The sequence below is a fragment of the Serratia sp. DFXYC6 genome (genome assembly GCF_057196085.1).
On sequence record NZ_JBXUNV010000001.1, the window covers coordinates 224,217 to 241,019 of the forward strand.

At 62.0% G+C, this 16,803-nt stretch carries 12 protein-coding genes; 2 read left to right on the forward strand and 10 right to left on the reverse strand.

Going from position 1 to position 16,803, the window contains the following annotated elements:
• Position 1: 1 nt before the first annotated feature.
• The 4 genes from manD to AC2CGQ_RS01215 all read right to left on the reverse strand — a co-directional run bounded on the left by manD (position 2) and on the right by AC2CGQ_RS01215 (position 4,626).
• Positions 2-1,216, reverse strand: coding sequence for a D-mannonate dehydratase ManD (manD, locus tag AC2CGQ_RS01200; RefSeq protein ID WP_015378743.1), 1,215 nt, complete (start codon positions 1,214-1,216; stop codon positions 2-4).
• Between the two features lie 168 nt (positions 1,217-1,384).
• A complete protein-coding gene (gene yegS, locus AC2CGQ_RS01205) occupies positions 1,385-2,290 on the reverse strand; it encodes a lipid kinase YegS (RefSeq protein ID WP_015378742.1) in 906 nt (301 codons plus the stop codon).
• A gap of 466 nt (positions 2,291-2,756) precedes the next feature.
• The gene (gene trhP / locus AC2CGQ_RS01210; RefSeq protein WP_004941558.1) at positions 2,757-4,109 is read right to left on the reverse strand and encodes a prephenate-dependent tRNA uridine(34) hydroxylase TrhP; all 1,353 of its coding nucleotides are present in this window, start codon (positions 4,107-4,109) and stop codon (positions 2,757-2,759) included.
• 178 nt (positions 4,110-4,287) lie between these two features.
• Complete coding sequence (locus AC2CGQ_RS01215; protein ID WP_004941561.1) at positions 4,288-4,626, reverse strand: YegP family protein; 339 nt, start codon at positions 4,624-4,626, stop codon at positions 4,288-4,290.
• Between the two features lie 337 nt (positions 4,627-4,963).
• Here AC2CGQ_RS01215 and AC2CGQ_RS01220 point away from each other — a divergent pair, with 337 nt between their 5' ends.
• Together AC2CGQ_RS01220 and AC2CGQ_RS01225 are read left to right on the forward strand one after the other, a co-directional pair.
• Positions 4,964-5,227, forward strand: a complete 264-nt coding sequence (locus AC2CGQ_RS01220; protein WP_004941563.1) for an antitoxin — start codon at positions 4,964-4,966, stop codon at positions 5,225-5,227.
• Between the two features lie 3 nt (positions 5,228-5,230).
• Entirely contained in the window at positions 5,231-5,620 is a 390-nt protein-coding gene (locus AC2CGQ_RS01225) for a type II toxin-antitoxin system VapC family toxin (RefSeq protein ID WP_021504433.1), read from the forward strand.
• Positions 5,621-5,627: 7 nt separating this feature from the next.
• Here AC2CGQ_RS01225 and baeR read toward each other — a convergent pair whose 3' ends face one another.
• The 6 genes from baeR to AC2CGQ_RS01255 are packed head-to-tail and all read right to left on the reverse strand — an operon-like array spanning position 5,628 to position 16,613.
• The gene (baeR, locus tag AC2CGQ_RS01230; RefSeq protein WP_015378739.1) at positions 5,628-6,344 is read right to left on the reverse strand and encodes an envelope stress response regulator BaeR; all 717 of its coding nucleotides are present in this window, start codon (positions 6,342-6,344) and stop codon (positions 5,628-5,630) included.
• Positions 6,344-7,726, reverse strand: a complete 1,383-nt coding sequence (gene baeS, locus AC2CGQ_RS01235; protein WP_004941570.1) for an envelope stress sensor histidine kinase BaeS — start codon at positions 7,724-7,726, stop codon at positions 6,344-6,346. Before baeS ends, baeR begins: the two co-directional genes overlap by 1 nt.
• Positions 7,723-9,153, reverse strand: coding sequence for a multidrug transporter subunit MdtD (gene mdtD / locus AC2CGQ_RS01240; protein ID WP_103086182.1), 1,431 nt, complete (start codon positions 9,151-9,153; stop codon positions 7,723-7,725). The genes baeS and mdtD overlap by 4 nt, the downstream gene beginning before the upstream one ends.
• Positions 9,154-9,163: 10 nt before the next feature.
• Positions 9,164-12,244 (reverse strand): multidrug efflux RND transporter permease subunit MdtC, encoded by a 3,081-nt coding sequence (mdtC, locus tag AC2CGQ_RS01245; RefSeq protein WP_015378737.1) that lies wholly within the window; start codon positions 12,242-12,244, stop codon positions 9,164-9,166.
• Positions 12,241-15,360: an MdtB/MuxB family multidrug efflux RND transporter permease subunit gene (locus AC2CGQ_RS01250; protein ID WP_484593427.1), complete on the reverse strand. Its 3,120-nt coding sequence runs from the start codon at positions 15,358-15,360 to the stop codon at positions 12,241-12,243. Before AC2CGQ_RS01250 ends, mdtC begins: the two co-directional genes overlap by 4 nt.
• Positions 15,360-16,613, reverse strand: coding sequence for an MdtA/MuxA family multidrug efflux RND transporter periplasmic adaptor subunit (locus AC2CGQ_RS01255; RefSeq protein WP_015378735.1), 1,254 nt, complete (start codon positions 16,611-16,613; stop codon positions 15,360-15,362). The genes AC2CGQ_RS01250 and AC2CGQ_RS01255 overlap by 1 nt, the downstream gene beginning before the upstream one ends.
• Between the last annotated feature and the right edge of the window lie 190 nt (positions 16,614-16,803).

Sequence of the window (16,803 nt, forward strand, 5' to 3'; positions counted from 1 at the left end):
TTTACCAGTTCCATAAGGTGCCATCCTCCAGACGCGCGACCGGCAGGTAGGCCGGTTCATAGGGGTAACGGGCCGCCAGCTTCTCATCGAACTCGATGCCGATGCCCGGCTTGTCGCCCGGATGCATATAGCCGTCGTCGAACGTCCAGCTGTGCGGGAACACCTCGAGCATTTGCTCGGAATAGCCCATGTATTCCTGCACGCCGAAGTTCGGCACCCACAGATCGAAGTGCAGCGCCGCCGCCATGCAGATCGGCGACAGATCGGAAGGGCCGTGTGAACCGGTGCGCACCTGATACAGCGAGGCGAAGTCGGCGATGCGCCGCATGCCGGTAATGCCGCCCGCGTGCGTCAGGGTGGTGCGGATGTAGTCGATCAGCTGTTCTTCGATCAGCTGTTTGCAGTCCCAGATGCTGTTGAACACCTCGCCGACAGCGATCGGCGTGACGGTATGCTGGCGGATCAGGCGGAAACAGGCCTGATTTTCCGCCGGCGTCGGATCTTCCATCCAGAACAGGCGATACGGTTCGGCGCTTTTACCGAAGCGCGCCGCTTCAATTGGCGTCAGGCGGTGGTGCATGTCGTGCAGCAGGTGTTCGTTGAAGCCGAACTTGTTGCGCACCGCGTCGAACAATTTGGGGGTGAAGTCGAGGTATTTTTCCGTCGACCACAGCTGCTCTTCCGGCCAGTCGCCCTTGGTGGCCGGCTCATAAGCCTGGCCTTTGCCCTTGGCCATGCCGTAGGTGGTTTTCATGCCCGGCACGCCGCATTGAACGCGGATCGCCTTGAAGCCTTGCTCTTTATGTTTGGCGTAGTCGTCGAGCACTTCGTCGATCGAGTGGCCGGTGGTATGGCAATACACCATCACTCCCGAGCGCGAGGCACCGCCCAACAGCTGATACAGCGGCATGTTGGCGGCCTTGGCCTTGATGTCCCACAGCGCCATGTCGACGGCGGAAATGGCGGACATGGTCACCGGGCCGCGCCGCCAGTAAGCGCCTTTGTAGAAGAATTGCCAGAGGTCCTCGATCCGCTGCGCGTCGCGGCCGATCAACTGCGGGCAGAGGTGATCTTTCAGGTAAGAGGCCACCGGCAATTCGCGCCCGTTCAGCGTGGCGTCACCGAGGCCGATGATGCCGTCATCGGTGGTGATTTTCAGCGTGACAAAGTTGCGCCCCGGGCAGGTGACGAACACCTCGGCGTTGACGATTTTCATAACCTTCACATCCTGTAGCTGCGGAGAGATAGCGCGAAAATACGCCATGAACTAACTACCATACAAGTATGAATTAATGAATTTGCCGGAGAGGATCACATTTGATCGTGCGCGGAAGCGGGTGAACAGAGGGGAAGAAGCGGGGCGCAGCGGCTGCGCCCGACAAGGTCAGCCCAGCAGGGCGCAGTTAGGCGGCAGGCGGCATTCGATGGCCTGCGGCAACACTTCGATGCGGAAATGGCGGCCTTTGAGCGGTTCGCCGTCGAGGTTGAAAGTCATCTCATGCGGCGCGTCGATCTCGAGCCACGGCAGCGCCGCGCTGAGGATGCTGTTGCTCTCTTCGTCGTTGAACAGGGCGGCGACCAGCGCCGGCAGCAGTTCATCGGCGATCAGCAGGCGCAGCTGCAGCAGGCCGTCGTTGATCAGCGCGCTGGGGCACAGTTCCTGGCCGCCGCCGGCCTGTTTGCCGTTGCCGATGCCGATCACCAGCGCCTCGCCGGCCCAGCGAAAGTCCGGCCCGCGGATTTCACAGCGGTCGGCCTGCAGCGTATCCATGCGCAGCAGGCCGTGCACAAAGTAGGACACGCCGCCCAGCGCCGCTTTCAGCTTCTCCGGCGTTTCGGTGGTGATGCGGGTGCCGAAGCCGCCGGTGGCCATGTTGATGAAATAGCGCTCGCCGTTGACCTTCGCCAGATCGATCGGCACCGAGCGGCCCTTGATCGCCAGCTGCAGCGCCAGTTCGGGGGACGGAGGGATATTGCACGCCATGGCGAAGTCGTTGGCGGTGCCGAGCGGCAGGATGCCCAGCGCCGGCCGGTTGTGCGCCGGCAGCTGCACCAGCGCGGCGGCCACTTCGTTGATGGTGCCGTCACCGCCGCCGGCGACGACGGTGCCGACGCCGAGCTGCGCGGCTTCCGCGACATAGCGCGCGGCATCGCCGTGCTCCCAGGTGACGCGCACGTGCAACGTTATCTGTTCTTTGCGCAGCCGGTTGACCGCCTGACGCAGCTCTTCGTTACCGGCGCCTTTGCCGTTGATGATAAGCAGGGCGGACGCATGTGAGTGTTGAGGCATTGCCGATATCCTCCGGCGGAAAACCAAGAATGCCTCAAGATAAACCAGCTGCCGCCACCAGGCCATCAGAATATTCAGCTAATTCCGGTTATTTGCCGACGCTCAGTGAATATGAAGCAATGCGAATTTATCTGAATTTTACGCAGAAATAAGCGAAGTGTTAAAGAAGCGAGGATTAATCGCTGTAGCGTTATTTATATATCGAAGCGGCGTGATTATTATTATTAAAACGGATAACGGGAATAAGTTATGGAAATAGGCATGGTGGAAAAAATAGGCGCACCCATAAAGAAAAAGCCAGCCCAAGGGAGATTGGGCCGGCTAAGGAGGTGGTTCCTAGTATTGCTATGCAAATATTTTCGTTGTTCGTTTTAAGCAGCGTGATAGTAACCAAGCTGCGCGCGCATTGATGTGATCCAATTCTAATATTTGCTAAAAATCGCCGCCGAATGACAGCGATTCATTTTTATGCCCCGGCGCTATTTTCTTCCGCCAAATTGCGGATCAGCAACGCATAATTGAGATCGATATCCTGCGGGATCGGCAAATAAACGATATGGCCGTTGCCCGGCGCCACCTCAATCGATTCGCCTTTCTTATTTTGCATGCTCTCGAGGGTGAACACCACGTTGCCGCCCGGCGTCATCATTTCGACGCTGTCGCCGAGCGCGAACTTATTCTTCACGTCGACTTCCGCCCAGCCATCACGGCGCACGCCGGTGAATTCGCCGACGAACTGCTGGCGCTCGGAGAGCGAGGAGCCGTAGTCGTAATTCTGCTGCGCTTCGTGCACGTGGCGGCGCAGGAAGCCTTCGGTATAGCCGCGGTGCGCCAGGCCTTCCAGCGTGGTGAGCAGGGTCGGATCGAACGGTTTGCCGGCGGCCGCGTCGTCGATGGCGCGGCGATAGACCTGTGCGGTGCGGGCGCAGTAGTAGAACGACTTGGTGCGCCCTTCGATCTTCAGCGAATGCACGCCGAGCTGCGTCAGACGCTCCACGTGCTGGATGGCGCGCAGATCCTTGGAGTTCATGATATAGGTGCCGTGTTCGTCCTCGAAGGCGCTCATATATTCGCCTGGCTTTTGCGCTTCAGACAGCATGAACACCTTGTCGGTCGGCGCGCCGATGCCCAGCGTCGGCTCGACGGTTTGCACCGGGATCGGCTCGTGCAGGTGCACGATATTGCCGGTGTCGTCCTCTTTGCCTTCCTCCGCTTTGTACTGCCAGCGGCAGGCATTGGTGCAGGTGCCCTGATTGGGATCGCGCTTGTTGATGTAGCCGGACAGCAGGCAGCGGCCGGAGTAGGCCATGCACAGCGCGCCGTGGACGAAGATCTCCAGCTCCATGTCCGGCACTTCGGCGCGGATCTCGGCGATCTCTTCCAGCGACAGTTCGCGCGACAGGATCACGCGGGTCAGGCCCATTTGCTTCCAGAACTTCACCGTCGCCCAGTTAACGGCGTTGGCCTGCACCGACAGGTGGATGTCCATCTGCGGGAAGGCTTCGCGCACCATCATGATAAGGCCGGGATCGGACATGATCAGCGCATCCGGGCCCATATCGATAACCGGCTTCAGATCGCGCAGGAAGGTTTTCAACTTGGCGTTGTGCGGGGCGATGTTCACCACCACGTAGAACTTTTTGCCCAGCGCATGCGCTTCGTTGATACCCTGCGCCAGATTCTCGTGGTTGAACTCGTTGTTGCGCACCCGCAGGCTGTAGCGCGGCTGGCCGGCGTAAACCGCATCGGCGCCGTAGGCGAAGGCGTAACGCATATTTTTCAGCGTGCCGGCCGGGGAGAGAAGTTCTGGTGTAAACATAGTGTGTCTCGGTCTGATTTCAGGTCAGCACCACGCCACCTGATGGCGCAGTAAAAGCGGGGGATTGTAGCCGCAGCGCGGCAAGAAATCAGCAGTTAACCGGATTTATTCAAGGGAGATTGATCCCGGTCAAACGGAAAACGCGCGGTGGCCGCCACCGCGCGGGTGAAACGGGGGATCAGGCGCTCAAATCGCGGATATCGGTGGTCGGGCCGTTTTTTATCACCGACTGGATACCGTTTTTGGCCGCGCTTTCGGAGCTGTACATTTCGCTGACGCCGATCACCTGATGGTTCTTGGCTTTCAGCACAAAGTAGGGCTGATTGCTGGCGCTGTGCTTCAGTTCGTATTGCGCTTCGTGCGGTGAATTGGTCTGCACCGAGGCGATGCCGTTCTCCGCCGAGGCTTTGCTGGCATACATCTCGCTGGCCAGAATGATCTCGCCGTTACTGGCTTTCAGGTTGAAGTGGTACTGTCCGTTCTTTGCTTTTTTCAGCTCGTAATGACCGATTGCCATAGTTCTTCTCCTGTAGGTTCCGATTCGTGATGTAAGTGTAGCCAATCGCTTGAAAATCGGCGGCTAAACCTCACAGCAGCTTAGTTGAAAAAATGCGCAGTTTTTTTGCGCCGGCGCGGAGTTTTCGCCCGAGAGGCACAGCGCCGCACGGGAAGCTAAGGGAGAAGGCGTGATTGCGCAGTGCGCCGCATAACGAGGGGAACAGGGTGTCACCCCGTGAGATTGTGCGTTACTGTTTGGCCGTTTCGTCAATGCGGATGAAAAATGAGCGATACATCTTGGCATCGACACGCTACAGGCATATGCTTTGGCCTATGCCTGCTGTGGAGGTGTCGAGATGGAAAGGATCGCAAAGCTGTTTAAAAACGGCAGAAATCAGGCGGTGAGGTTACCGGTGGAATTTGAATTTGATACGGATCGTGTCTATATCCGTCGCGATCGGGAGGGCAACGTGATTTTATCCAAATATCCGGCAAAGCCGGACAGCTGGGCACCGCTGCTGAGCATTATCGCCCAAACGCCGGTGCCGCAAGAGTTTCTTGGCGCGGAAGATCGTCAGCAAGGGGTTGCCGACCGCGATCCCTTCTCAGAGGAAGAGTAGGCGATGTACATGTTTGATACCAACACCGTCAGCCACTTGTTTCGGCAGCATCCGCAGGTGCTTAACGTCATGGAAAAGCTCCCGCCTTCTGCCGTATGTATTTCCAGCGTCACGGAGGCGGAACTGCGTTACGGTGTGGCTAAACGGCGGAACAAGGCGTTGCAAAGCATGGTCGAGGCCTTTCTTGCTGCGGTGACGGTCTATGCATGGGATAGCGAGGCCGCCCGCTGCTACGGTGAAATGCGGGCAAACATGGAGAGAAAGGGCAAAATCATGGGCGCGATGGATCAACTGATCGCCGCTCACGCGCAGAGCCGTGGCGCGACGCTGGTGACCAACGATCGCGCATTCGCCATGGTGCCCGGGTTGGCGGTTGAAGACTGGACGCGCTGATTTCCCCCTAAACCCCATTCATCAGCCGGCAAGGCTCGGCTTCCCAGCGGTAGCCCACGCCGTATACCGAGCGGATAAAGGATTTTTCCCCATCGATCAGTTCCAGCTTGCGGCGCAGGTTTTTGATGTGGCTGTCGATGGTGCGGTCGGTGACCACCCGGTAGTCGTCGTACAGGTTGTTCAGCAACTGCTCGCGTGAAAACACGTTGCCCGGCTGGCTGGCCAGCGTTTTCAGCAGGCGGAACTCCGCCGGCGTCAGATCCAGCAACTGCCCCTGATAGCTGGCCTGGAAGCGCGGTTCATCGATGTGCAGCAGATCATCTTCCCGCGCGTTCTCCTGTGGCCGATAGCTGCGGCGCAGGATGGTTTTCACCCGCGCCACCACTTCGCGCGGGCTGTAGGGTTTGCAGATGTAATCGTCGGCGCCGATCTCCAGCCCCAACAGGCGGTCAATCTCTTCAATTTTCGCCGTCACCATCACGATGGGCACGTCGCTGAAGCGGCGCAGCTCGCGGCACACCGTCAGGCCGTCGGCCCCCGGCAACATCAGGTCGAGCAAGATCAGCGCCGGCGGATGCTGGTGCACGGTCGGCACCACCTCATTGCCGTTGGTCAGCCAGCGGGTGGCGTAGCCCGCCGCCTGGAGATAATCCACCAGCAGCTGGCCCAGCTTGGGCTCATCTTCAACAATCATGATCTGCAGGGGTTGATTCTGAATGTCCATCAGGGCGCCTTATTTTTTATCGGGGTAGCAAATTCTACTGTAATGCGCACGCCGCCTAAAGGCGAATGCTCGGCGCGGATTTTCCCGTCGTGTGCTTCCACGATGTTGTGGCAGATCGCCAACCCCAGCCCGGAACCGCCGCTGGCGCGGTTGCGTGAACCTTCCGCCCGGTAGAAACGTTCGAAAATGCGCGTCAGTTGCTGATCGCTGATGCCCGGCGCGCTGTCCTGCCAGTAAAGAAGCAGCCGCCCCGGCTGCAGTTCGACGCCGATCTCCAACCGGCCGCCGGCGTCGGTGTAACGCAGGCTGTTTTCCAGCAGGTTATTGAACAGTTGGTTCAGGCGATCGGGATCGCCGAACAGCGGCGCCTGGGCCGGCAGATGGGTGACGATCTCCAGCCCTTTGGCGCGGAAGCGTTCGCGAAAGGCGGCGACGGCGATCTGCACCAGGTGCACGCAGTCCACCGACGCCTTGCGATAGGCCAGCGCGCCGAGATCGGAGAGCGACAGCTGGTGCAGGTCGTCGACCAGTTTGGTCAGGGTGGATACCTCGGCCTGCAGCGAACTGAGCGACGCCGGCGTCGGCTGGCGCACGCCGTCCTGCAGCGCCTCCAGCTCGCCGCGCAGCACTGCCAGCGGCGTGCGCAGCTCATGTGATACATCGGCCATAAAGGCGCGGCGCATCTGCTCGTTTTTTTCCAGCGAGGTGGCCAACTGGTTGAAGTCGTGCGCCAGCCTGCCCAGTTCATCCTGGCTGCTGACCGCCACGCGGGTGGTGAAATCGCCCGCCGCCAGGCGGTGGGTGCCCGCCACCAGGCGCTTGACCGGGGCCAGCATGCCGCGCGACAGCAGCCAGGTCACCGCCGCCGCCAACAGGGTGGAGAGCGCGACGATAATCCAGCTGGTGCGCCGCTGCTGGCGATCGAAGTTGATGTCGGTATTGCGCGTCAGGCGCTCGACCGGGGTGGTGAGCACCCAGCCGACGATCTCGTTGTTGTAGCGGATCGGGTGGCGCGGCCCCTCCTTCGGCAAGGGGCCCGAATGCCCGACCAAGCGATTGAACTGGCTGTCTACCACCCAAAACTGGGTGCGCCACCCCTTGGGCGGCAGATTGTGGCTGCTGTCGCTATTCTGCTCGAACGAACGCATGATCTGGTAGACCACCTGATCGTTGTTGCGCAGGAATATCCAGTTGCCATGATGGCTGTACTGTTCCTCCAGCGCTTCGCTCAGCATGTTGATGCGCTGCTCGTTGCTGCTCTTGATGTAATCGATAAAGCCGCGCTCAAAGCTGACGCGCACCCCCCAATGCATGGTGATCAACACCAGCATGCAGGTAGCGAAAATGGCCAGGAACAGTTTTCCGGTAATGCCTATCCTCATTGCAACCTCGTTGAGCCGGTACCCGGCTCTTTGGTCAGCGTGCGGTTGGGCGCGCTATCGGCCGGCACGCGCGCGAAGGCAAGCGCGGGCAGAGCGATAATCAACGCCATACAGCAGTAGCTGTAAATAAATGCGCTGTGGATGGCCGGGCTATCGGCCACCACCTGGTGATGGGCGAAGCTGCCGATCAAGATGCCGGCGACGCTGACGCCGAGGCTCATCGACAGCTGCATGACCATCGACAGCAGGCTGTTGCCGCTGCTGGCCAGCCGGTCCGGCAGATCTTTCAGCGTCAGGGTGTTCATCGCCGAGAAGCGCAGTGAGTTGATCATCCCCTGGAAGAACAGCACCACCGGCAGCAGCCACAGCCAGCCGAGCATCGCCGCCAGCAGGAAGCTCAGGCTGACCAGCGCCAGCAGCAGCGTGGCGGCCACCAGCACGTTGCGGTAGCCGAAGCGGTTGACTACCTGCACCACGATGCGCTTCATGCCCATGCTGCCGATGATCATCGGGATCATCATCAGCCCGGCGTGGAACGGCGTGAAACCCATGCCCACCTGCAGGAACAGCGGCGTCATGAACGGCAGCATGCCGCTGCCGATGCGCCCCAGCAGGCTGGCCAGCAGCCCGATTTTGTAGGTCGGGGTGCGCAGCAGCCGCAGCGAGAACAGGGCGCGGCTATTGCCGTAGGCATGCCAAACATACCCCAACAGCGCCGCTGCGCCCAGCGCCACCAGACCGGCGATGGCGCCGACGGACAGCCCCATGCCTTTATGGCCGTCGAGCGCCAGCGTCAGCGACGCCATGCCGATCGCCAGCAGGATAAAGCCGCTGAGATCGAAGCGGCGGGTCTGCATTTGGTAGTTGGGCATCAGCAGCAGCGTGGCGATGGCGCCCACGATGCCCACCGGAATATTGATCAGGAAAATCCAGTGCCAACTGGCGTATTGCACCAGGAAACCGCCCAGCGCCGGCCCCATCAGCGGGCCGATCTGGCCCGGCAGCGTCACGAAAGTCATCGCCGCCATGTACTGCTCGCGCGGCACGATCTTCATCACCGTCAGGCGCCCGACCGGCACCATCATCGCGCCGCCGACGCCCTGAATCACGCGCGAGGCGATCAGCTCGTTCAGGGTTTCCGAGCGGGCGCAGAGGAGGGAGCCGAGGGTAAACAGCACGATGGCGCTGAAAAACACCCGCTGTACGCCGATCTTGTCCGCCAGCCAGCCGCTGGCCGGCAGCGTCACTGCCACCGTCAGCACATAGGAGACGATCACCGACTGCATGCGCAGCGGGTTCTCCCCCAGGCTGGCGGCCATCGAGGGCAGGGCGGTGTTGACGATAGTGGTATCCAGCGTCTGCATAAAGAAGCCGAATGCCACTATCCAGAGTTGCCAGCGTACCGTGGCGGTGTGTTTCATCAGCATCGGTCGGCCATTAATGGGGCAGCGGGGCCAGTTGCTTGTTGCGGCGGAACTTCGCCTGCAGCCGGTCGAAGTAAAGGTAGACCACCGGGGTGGTGTACAGCGTCAGCAGTTGGCTCATCACCAGGCCGCCGGCGATGGTGATGCCGAGCGGCTGGCGCAGCTCCGCGCCGTCGCCGCGGGTCAGCACCAGCGGCAGCGCGCCGAACAACGCCGCCAGCGTGGTCATCATGATCGGCCGGAAACGCAGCAGGCTGGCCTGGAAAATCGCCTCGCGGGCGCTGATGCCGCCGTTGCGCTGCGCCTCGAGCGCGAAGTCGACCATCATGATGGCGTTTTTCTTCACGATGCCGATCAACAGCATGATGCCGATCAGCGCGATCAGGCTGAACGGCGCGCCGAACAGCTCGAGCGCCAGCAGCGCCCCCACGCCGGCGGAAGGCAGCGTGGAAAGGATGGTCAGCGGATGGATATAGCTCTCATATAGCACGCCGAGCACGATGTACACCGTGGCGATCGCCGCCAGGATCAGGATCAGCTGCGACTTCAGGGTGTCCTGGAACACCTGGGCGGTGCCGGCGAACGCGCCGCGCACCGTAGACGGCACGCCGAGCTGAGTCATGGTGCGCTCGACCGCGGCGGTGGCGTCCGACAGGCTGCCGCCGTCCGGCAGATTAAAGGAGACGGTCGAGGCGGCGGACAGCCCCTGATGGTTGACCGACAGCGGCGCGTTGGCCGGCCGCCAACTGGCGAAGTAGGAGAGCGGTATCGCTTTGCCTTCGTTGTTGATGATGAACATTTTGTCCAGCGAACTCACGTCCTGGGTGTAGGGCGGCGCCACTTCCATCACGACTTTGTATTGGTTGAGCGGTTGGTAGATGGTCGAAATCTGTCGCTGGCCGAAGGCGTTGTTCAACAGGTTGTTGGCGTCGGACACCGAAATGCCGAGGCGCGCCATGGTTTCACGATCGTAGACCAGATCCATCTCCGAGCCTTTATCCTGCTGATCCGAGTTGACGTCCGCCAGCTCGGGCAATGCGGCCAGTGCGGTGCGGATCTTCGGCTCCCATTCGCGCAGCGCGGCGAGATCGTCCGCCAGCAGCGTATATTGATAGCTGGCGTTGGCCTGCCGGCCGCCGACGCGGATATCCTGCACCGCCATCAGAAACAGGCTGGCGCCCGGTTCTTTGGCCAGGCGGGCGCGCAGGCGGGCGATCACTTTCTGCGCGTCGTCGCTGCGTACCGACAGGGGTTTCAGTGAGATGAACATCGAACCGCTGTTGGTGCGCGAACCGCCGGTAAAACCGGTGACGTTTTCCACGTCCGGATCTTCGCGCACGATTTTCATGAAGTCTTCCAGTTTGCCGCGCATCGCCTGGAACGAAATGCTTTGGTCGGCCTGGATAAAGCCCATCAGGCGGCCAGTATCCTGTTCCGGGAAGAAGGTTTTCGGGATGCTGATATACAGCCAAACGTTGAGCGCAACGGTGGCGAGGAACACCGCCAGCACCCAGCGCGAGTGGCCGAGCACCCAGTTCAGCGAGCGCCCGTAGCCCTGCTGCAGCCCCAGCAGCATTTTACCGAAGCCGCGCGCCCGCCGCTGCGAACGCGGCGGCTGGTGGCGCAGCAGGTAGGCGCACATCATCGGCGTGAGCGTCAGCGAGACGATCAGCGACAGCCCGATCGACACCGACAGAGTGACGGCGAACTCGCGGAATAGCCGGCCGGGCAGGCCTTCCATCAGCAGCAGCGGGATAAACACCGCCACCAGCGAAACGCTCATCGACAGCACGGTGAAACCGACCTCCCGCGCGCCCAGCAGCGCGGCGTTGATCGGTTTCATGCCGGCCTCGACGTGGCGGGAAATGTTTTCCAGCACCACGATGGCGTCGTCCACCACAAAACCGGTGGCGATGGTCAACGCCATCAGCGACAGGTTGTTGAGGCTGAACCCGCACAGATACATGGCGGCGAACGAGCCGATCAGCGACACCGGTACGGCGACAGCCGGGATCAGCGTGGCGCGCCCGGAGCGCAGGAAGATGAACACCACCAGGATCACCAGCCCGATGGCGATCGCCAGCGACTGCTCCACCTCGGCCAGCGACGCGCGGATGGTCGGCGAACGATCCTGCGCGACGTTGAGTTGAATCGAAGCCGGGATATTCTCCTGCAGGGCGGGCAGTTCGGCGCGAATGCGATCGACGGTTTCGATGATGTTGGCGTCCGGCGCGCGGCTGATGGCCAGAATGATCGCCGGTTTGGCGTCGGTCATCCCGGCGTTGCGCACGTCTTGCACCGAGTCTTTGACCTCGGCCACGTCGGCTAAACGCACCGCCGAACCGTTGTTGTAATGAATGATCAGCGGACGATAAGCATCGGCGGTTTTCAGCGCGTCGTTGGCCTGGATCTGCCAGCGCTGCTGCGGGTTTTCCACGGCGCCCTGCGGGCGGCGCACGTTGGCGTTGGCGATGGCCTGCCGTACGGTGTCCAGCGACACGCCCTGATTGAACAGCGCCGAAGGGTTCAGCTCCACCCGCACCGCCGGCAGCGAGCTGCCGCCGACGGAAACGTCGCCGACGCCCTCGGTCTGGCTGATCTTCTGCGCCAGCTGGGTGGAGGCGAAATCGTAAAGCTGCCCCTGACTGTAGGTGTCCGAGGTCAGCGTCAGGATCATGATCGGCGCGTCGGATGGGTTGACCTTGCGGTAGCTGGGGCGGCTCGGCATGCCGGTCGGCAGCAGGCTTTGCGCGGCGTTAATCGCCGCCTGCACGTCGCGCGCGGCGCCGTTGATATCGCGATCGAGATCGAACTGCAAAATGACCCGGGTACTGCCGAGCGAGCTCATCGAGGTCATTTCGTTAACCCCGGCGATGCGGCCCAGCGCGCGCTCCAGCGGCGTTGCCACCGAGGACGCCATGGTTTCCGGCGAGGCGCCCGGCAGCGACGCGCTGATCGAAATCACCGGAAAATCCACCTGCGGCAGCGGCGACACCGGCAGCAGGCGAAAGCCGATCGCGCCGCTGATGGCGATGGCCAGCGTCAGCAGGGTGGTGGCCACCGGCCGGTGAATGAACAGGGCGAAGAATTTCACGGCAGCTCCTGCGTATCCGGCTGGCGATGCGTGTTGCGCGCCAGTTTGTCAAACAGCAGGTAGATCACCGGCGTGGTGAACAGCGTCAGGATCTGGCTCATGATCAAACCGCCGACCATACAGACGCCGAGCGGATGCCGCAGCTCCGCGCCGACGCCGGTGCTCAGCATCAGCGGCAGCGCGCCGAGCAGGGCTGCCAGCGTGGTCATCAGGATCGGCCTAAAACGCAGCAGGCAGGCCTGATAGATGGCGTCGCGCGGCGATAAGCCCTGCTCGCGTTCCGCCGCCAGCGCGAAGTCGATCATCATGATGGCGTTCTTCTTCACGATGCCGATCAGCAGGATGATGCCGATGATGGCGATCACGTCCAGCTCGCTGCCGGCCATCATCAGCGCGAGCAGCGCGCCGACCCCGGCGGTCGGCAAGGTGGAGAGGATGGTCACCGGGTGAATGAAACTTTCATACAGCACGCCCAGCACGATGTACATCGCCACTACCGCCGCCAAAATCAGCCACAGCGTGCTGCCGAGCGCCGCCTGGAAGGCCAGGGTCGCCCCCTGGAATTGGGTGGTGATGTCCCTTGGCATGTTGAGATTTTTTTCCGCCTGGGTGACCGCGTCCACCGCCTCGCCGAGCGAGTAGCCGTCGGCGACGTTGAACGAAACGGTGGCCGACGGGAACTGATCGAGATGGTTGACCGACAGCGGGCCGAAGCGCTCTTCGATTTTGGCGATGGCGCTCAGCGGCACTACGGCGCCGTCGTTGCCGCTCAGACGGATCTCATTGAGCGCCGCCAGCCCCGGTGTCGCGCTGACGTCGTGCTCCAGCACCACGCGGTATTGGTTGGCCTGGGTGTAGATGGTGGAGATCAGGCGCTGGCCGAAGGCGTTGTACAGCGCATTGTCCACGTCGCTCATGGTGACGCCGAGGCGCGAGGCCGAATCGCGATCGACGTTGACGTAGGCCACCAGCCCCTGATCCTGCCAATCGCTGGTGACGTCCGCCAGCTGCGGGGTGCGCTTCAGCTCATCCATCAGCTGCGGCACCCACAGGCTGAGATCGTCCAGCGACATCGCCTGCAGGGTGAACTGGTATTGGGTGCGGCTGACCTGGGTATCGATGGTCAGATCCTGCACCGGTTGCAGGTACAGCTTCACGCCGGGGAACTGCGCCGTTTGCTGCTGCAGGCGGCTGATGATCGCCGGAATGCGGTCGCTGCGTTCGCTCAGCGGCTTCAGGTTGATCTGCAGCCGGCCGCTGTTGAGCGTGGCGTTGCTGCCGTCGACGCCGACGAACGAGGTCAGGCTTTCCACCGCCGGATCTTTGAGGATCTGCGCCGCGACCTGCTGCTGGCGCTCGGCCATGTTGCTGAACGAAACGCTCTGCGGTGCCTCCAGCGTGCCCTGAATGATGCCGTTGTCCTGCACCGGGAAGAAGCCTTTCGGGATCAGCAGGTACAGCAACACCGTCAGCGCCAGGGTGCCCACGGCCACGCCGAGCGTCAGCCAGGGGTGGTTCAGCACCGTTTTCAGCCACTGGCCGTATCGCGCGATCACGCGCTCGAAAAAGCGCTCGGAGGCGGCGGAGAAGCGGTTCTGCTTGCGCAGCGATTCGTGGCTGAGCATGCGGGCGCACATCATCGGCGTCAGCGTCAGCGATACCACGGCGGAGATCAAAATCGCCACCGCCAGCGTGACGGCGAACTCGCGGAACAGGCGGCCGACGATGTCGCCCATGAACAGCAGCGGGATCAGCACCGCCACCAGCGAGAAGGTCAGCGAGATGATGGTGAAGCCGATCTCGCCGGCCCCTTTCAGCGCGGCGTCGAGCGGTTTTTCCCCTTTCTCGATGTAGCGCGAGATGTTCTCGATCACCACGATGGCGTCATCCACCACGAAACCGGTGGCGATGGTTAATGCCATCAGCGTCAGGTTGTTGATGGAGAAGCCGAGGAAGTACATGGCGGCGAAGGTGCCCACCAGCGACAGCGGCACCGCCACGCTGGGGATAATGGTCGCCGGCACGTTGCGCAGGAACACGTAGATCACCATCACCACCAGCGCGATCGCCAGCAGCAGCTCGAACTGCACGTCGCTGACCGAGGCGCGGATGGTGGTGGTGCGATCGGTCAGCACCTTGACATCGACCGACTTGGGCAGGCTTTTAATCAGCGTCGGCAGCATTTCGCGGATGCTGTCGGCGGTGGTGATGACGTTGACGCCGGGCTGGCGTTGGATGTTCAGCACGATCGCCTGCTGCTGGTTGGCCCAGGCCGCCAGCCGGGTGTTTTCCGCCCCTTGTTCGATGGTGGCGATATCCTGCAGGCGGATCGCCGCGCCGTTCTGATAGGCGACGATCAGCTGGCGATAGTCGTCGGCGGATTTCATTTGGTCGTTGGCGGACAGGGTGACCGAGCGGGTCGGGCCGTCCAGGCTGCCTTTCGCCGAGTTGACGTTGGCGTTGCTGATGGCGGCGCGGATGGTTTCGCTGTTCAGGCCATAGGCGGCGACCGCCGCGGCGTTCAATTTTACACGCACCGCCGGGCGTTGGCCGCCGGCCAGGGTCACCAGGCCGACGCCGGTCACCTGAGAAATTTTTTGCGCCACGCGGGTTTCCACCATGTCTTCCACCTGCGTCATCGGCATGGCGGTGGAGGTCACTGCCAGCGTCAGGATCGGCGGATCGGCGGGGTTAACCTTGCTGTAAATCGGCGGGTAGGGCAGATCGTTCGGCAGCAGGTTGGTGGCGGCGTTGATCGCCGCCTGCACTTCCTGCTCCGCGACGTCGAGCGGCAGCGTCAGCTGGAATTGCAGCGTCACCACCGAGGCGCCGCCGGCGCTTTGCGACGCCATTTGCTTCAGGCCGGACATCTGGCCGAACTGGCGTTCCAGCGGCGCGGTAATGGCGGAGGTGACCACGTCCGGGCTGGCGCCGGGGTATAGCGTCACCACCTGGATGGTGGGGTAGTCCACTTCCGGCAGGGCGGATACCGGCAGCGCGCGATAGCCGATAATCCCCGCCAGCAATATCGCCACCATCAGCAGCGTGGTGGCGACCGGGCGCAGAATAAACAGGCGGGACGGACCGCCGCCGGCGTTGGGAGGCATCACCTGCATCAGGACTTCCTCTGAACGTCAGGTTCGCGCTTGGCTTTTGACGTCGCAGGCGCGTCGCTCGGCGCGAGCACTTCCACCTGCATGCCTTCGGTCAGGCGATCGATGCCGTCGGTCACCACCCGATCGCCGGCGTTGAGGCCGGCGCTGATCACCACCTGCCGGCTGTCCTGCACGCCGGCGGTGACCCGATGTTTGCTGACCTTGTTGTCTTCGCTGAGCGTCCAGACGAAGTTGCCTTCGTTGCCCATCTGCAGCGCGGCGGTCGGGATCACCACCGCATCGTGCAGGGTATCCACCTGCAGCCGCGCGTTGACGAACTGGTTGGGGAACAGCGCGTCATCTTCGTTGGCGAAACGCGCTTTCAGCTTGATGGTGCCGGTGGCGGTATCAATTTGGTTGTCCAGGCTCAGCAGCGAACCGGTCGTCAGCTTGTTCTGGTTGGTGCGATCCCAGGCTTCGACGCTCACCGGCCCGGCTTTTTGCGCCTTGAGCAGATCGGCGATGTTGCCTTCGGGCAGCGTGAACACCACGTCGATCGGGTGCGTCTGCGTGATCACCACCAGACCGGTGGTGCTGCCGCTGGTGACGTAGTTGCCGACGTCGACCAGTTTCAACCCGACGCGGCCGTCGATTGGCGCAGTGATGCGGCTGTAGGTGATTTGCAGTTTGGCGCTGTCGACCGCGCCCTGATCGGCTTTGATGGCGCCTTCGGTTTGCTGCACCAGCGAGGCCTGCGTATCCAGCTCCTGACGGGAAACCAGATTGGTTTTCACCAACTGCTGATAGCGCGCCAGATCGCGCCGGGCGTTGGCCAGCGTGGCCTGATCTTTTGCCAACTGCCCCTGAGCCTGGGTCAGCTGCACCTGGAACGGCCGGGGATCGATCTCCGCCAGCAGATCGCCGGCTTTGACCTGCTGGCCTTCGGTAAAGTGGATCGCCATCAGTTGGCCATCGACCCGGCTGGTGACGGTCACGGTATTGGCGGCGGTGGCGGTGCCCAAGCCGGAAAGATAGCGCGGCACGGTTTGTTGCGTGGCTGTCGCCGCCTGCACCGGCGACATCGGCGCGCCGCGTCTGCCGCCCGCCGCGCGGCCCGCTCCCGTTTTACCGGCGGCCTGGTGCGCGCCCGGCGTCGTCCCGGCGGTCGGTTGGGCTGCGCTGAAATGGCGCCAGGCCAGAACGGCGACGATGATCGCAATCGCCGCAGCCAGCAGGCGCAGCAGCAGGGAACGACGTTGGGGTTTTGCATTCATGGTGGTGAAAATTCTCTCCAAAAGGCAGGGGCGCGGGCACTCATTGCCACAAAAATGACACTCCTTACAGGATACTAGTTTAGCCAGCGAAGACGGCATAAAAATGAAGGAAATATGGAGGAACCGTCAGCATTGTCTTAATAAGTGGGTGATTTGCGCGTGCTATGTTTATAAGTGATTTATTCCGGCT

Excerpts from the sequence above, each read along its gene's own strand:
- manD (WP_015378743.1), bottom strand. The coding sequence starts at position 1,216 with ATGAAAATCGTCAACGCCGAGGTGTTCGTCACCTGCCCGGGGCGCAAC.
- yegS (WP_015378742.1), bottom strand. The coding sequence starts at position 2,290 with ATGCCTCAACACTCACATGCGTCCGCCCTGCTTATCATCAACGGCAAA.
- trhP (WP_004941558.1), bottom strand. The coding sequence starts at position 4,109 with ATGTTTACACCAGAACTTCTCTCCCCGGCCGGCACGCTGAAAAATATG.
- AC2CGQ_RS01215 (WP_004941561.1), bottom strand. The coding sequence starts at position 4,626 with ATGGCAATCGGTCATTACGAGCTGAAAAAAGCAAAGAACGGACAGTAC.
- AC2CGQ_RS01220 (WP_004941563.1), top strand. The coding sequence starts at position 4,964 with ATGGAAAGGATCGCAAAGCTGTTTAAAAACGGCAGAAATCAGGCGGTG.
- AC2CGQ_RS01225 (WP_021504433.1), top strand. The coding sequence starts at position 5,231 with ATGTACATGTTTGATACCAACACCGTCAGCCACTTGTTTCGGCAGCAT.
- baeR (WP_015378739.1), bottom strand. The coding sequence starts at position 6,344 with ATGGACATTCAGAATCAACCCCTGCAGATCATGATTGTTGAAGATGAG.
- baeS (WP_004941570.1), bottom strand. The coding sequence starts at position 7,726 with ATGAGGATAGGCATTACCGGAAAACTGTTCCTGGCCATTTTCGCTACC.
- mdtD (WP_103086182.1), bottom strand. The coding sequence starts at position 9,153 with ATGCTGATGAAACACACCGCCACGGTACGCTGGCAACTCTGGATAGTG.
- AC2CGQ_RS01250 (WP_484593427.1), bottom strand. The coding sequence starts at position 15,360 with ATGCAGGTGATGCCTCCCAACGCCGGCGGCGGTCCGTCCCGCCTGTTT.
- AC2CGQ_RS01255 (WP_015378735.1), bottom strand. The coding sequence starts at position 16,613 with ATGAATGCAAAACCCCAACGTCGTTCCCTGCTGCTGCGCCTGCTGGCT.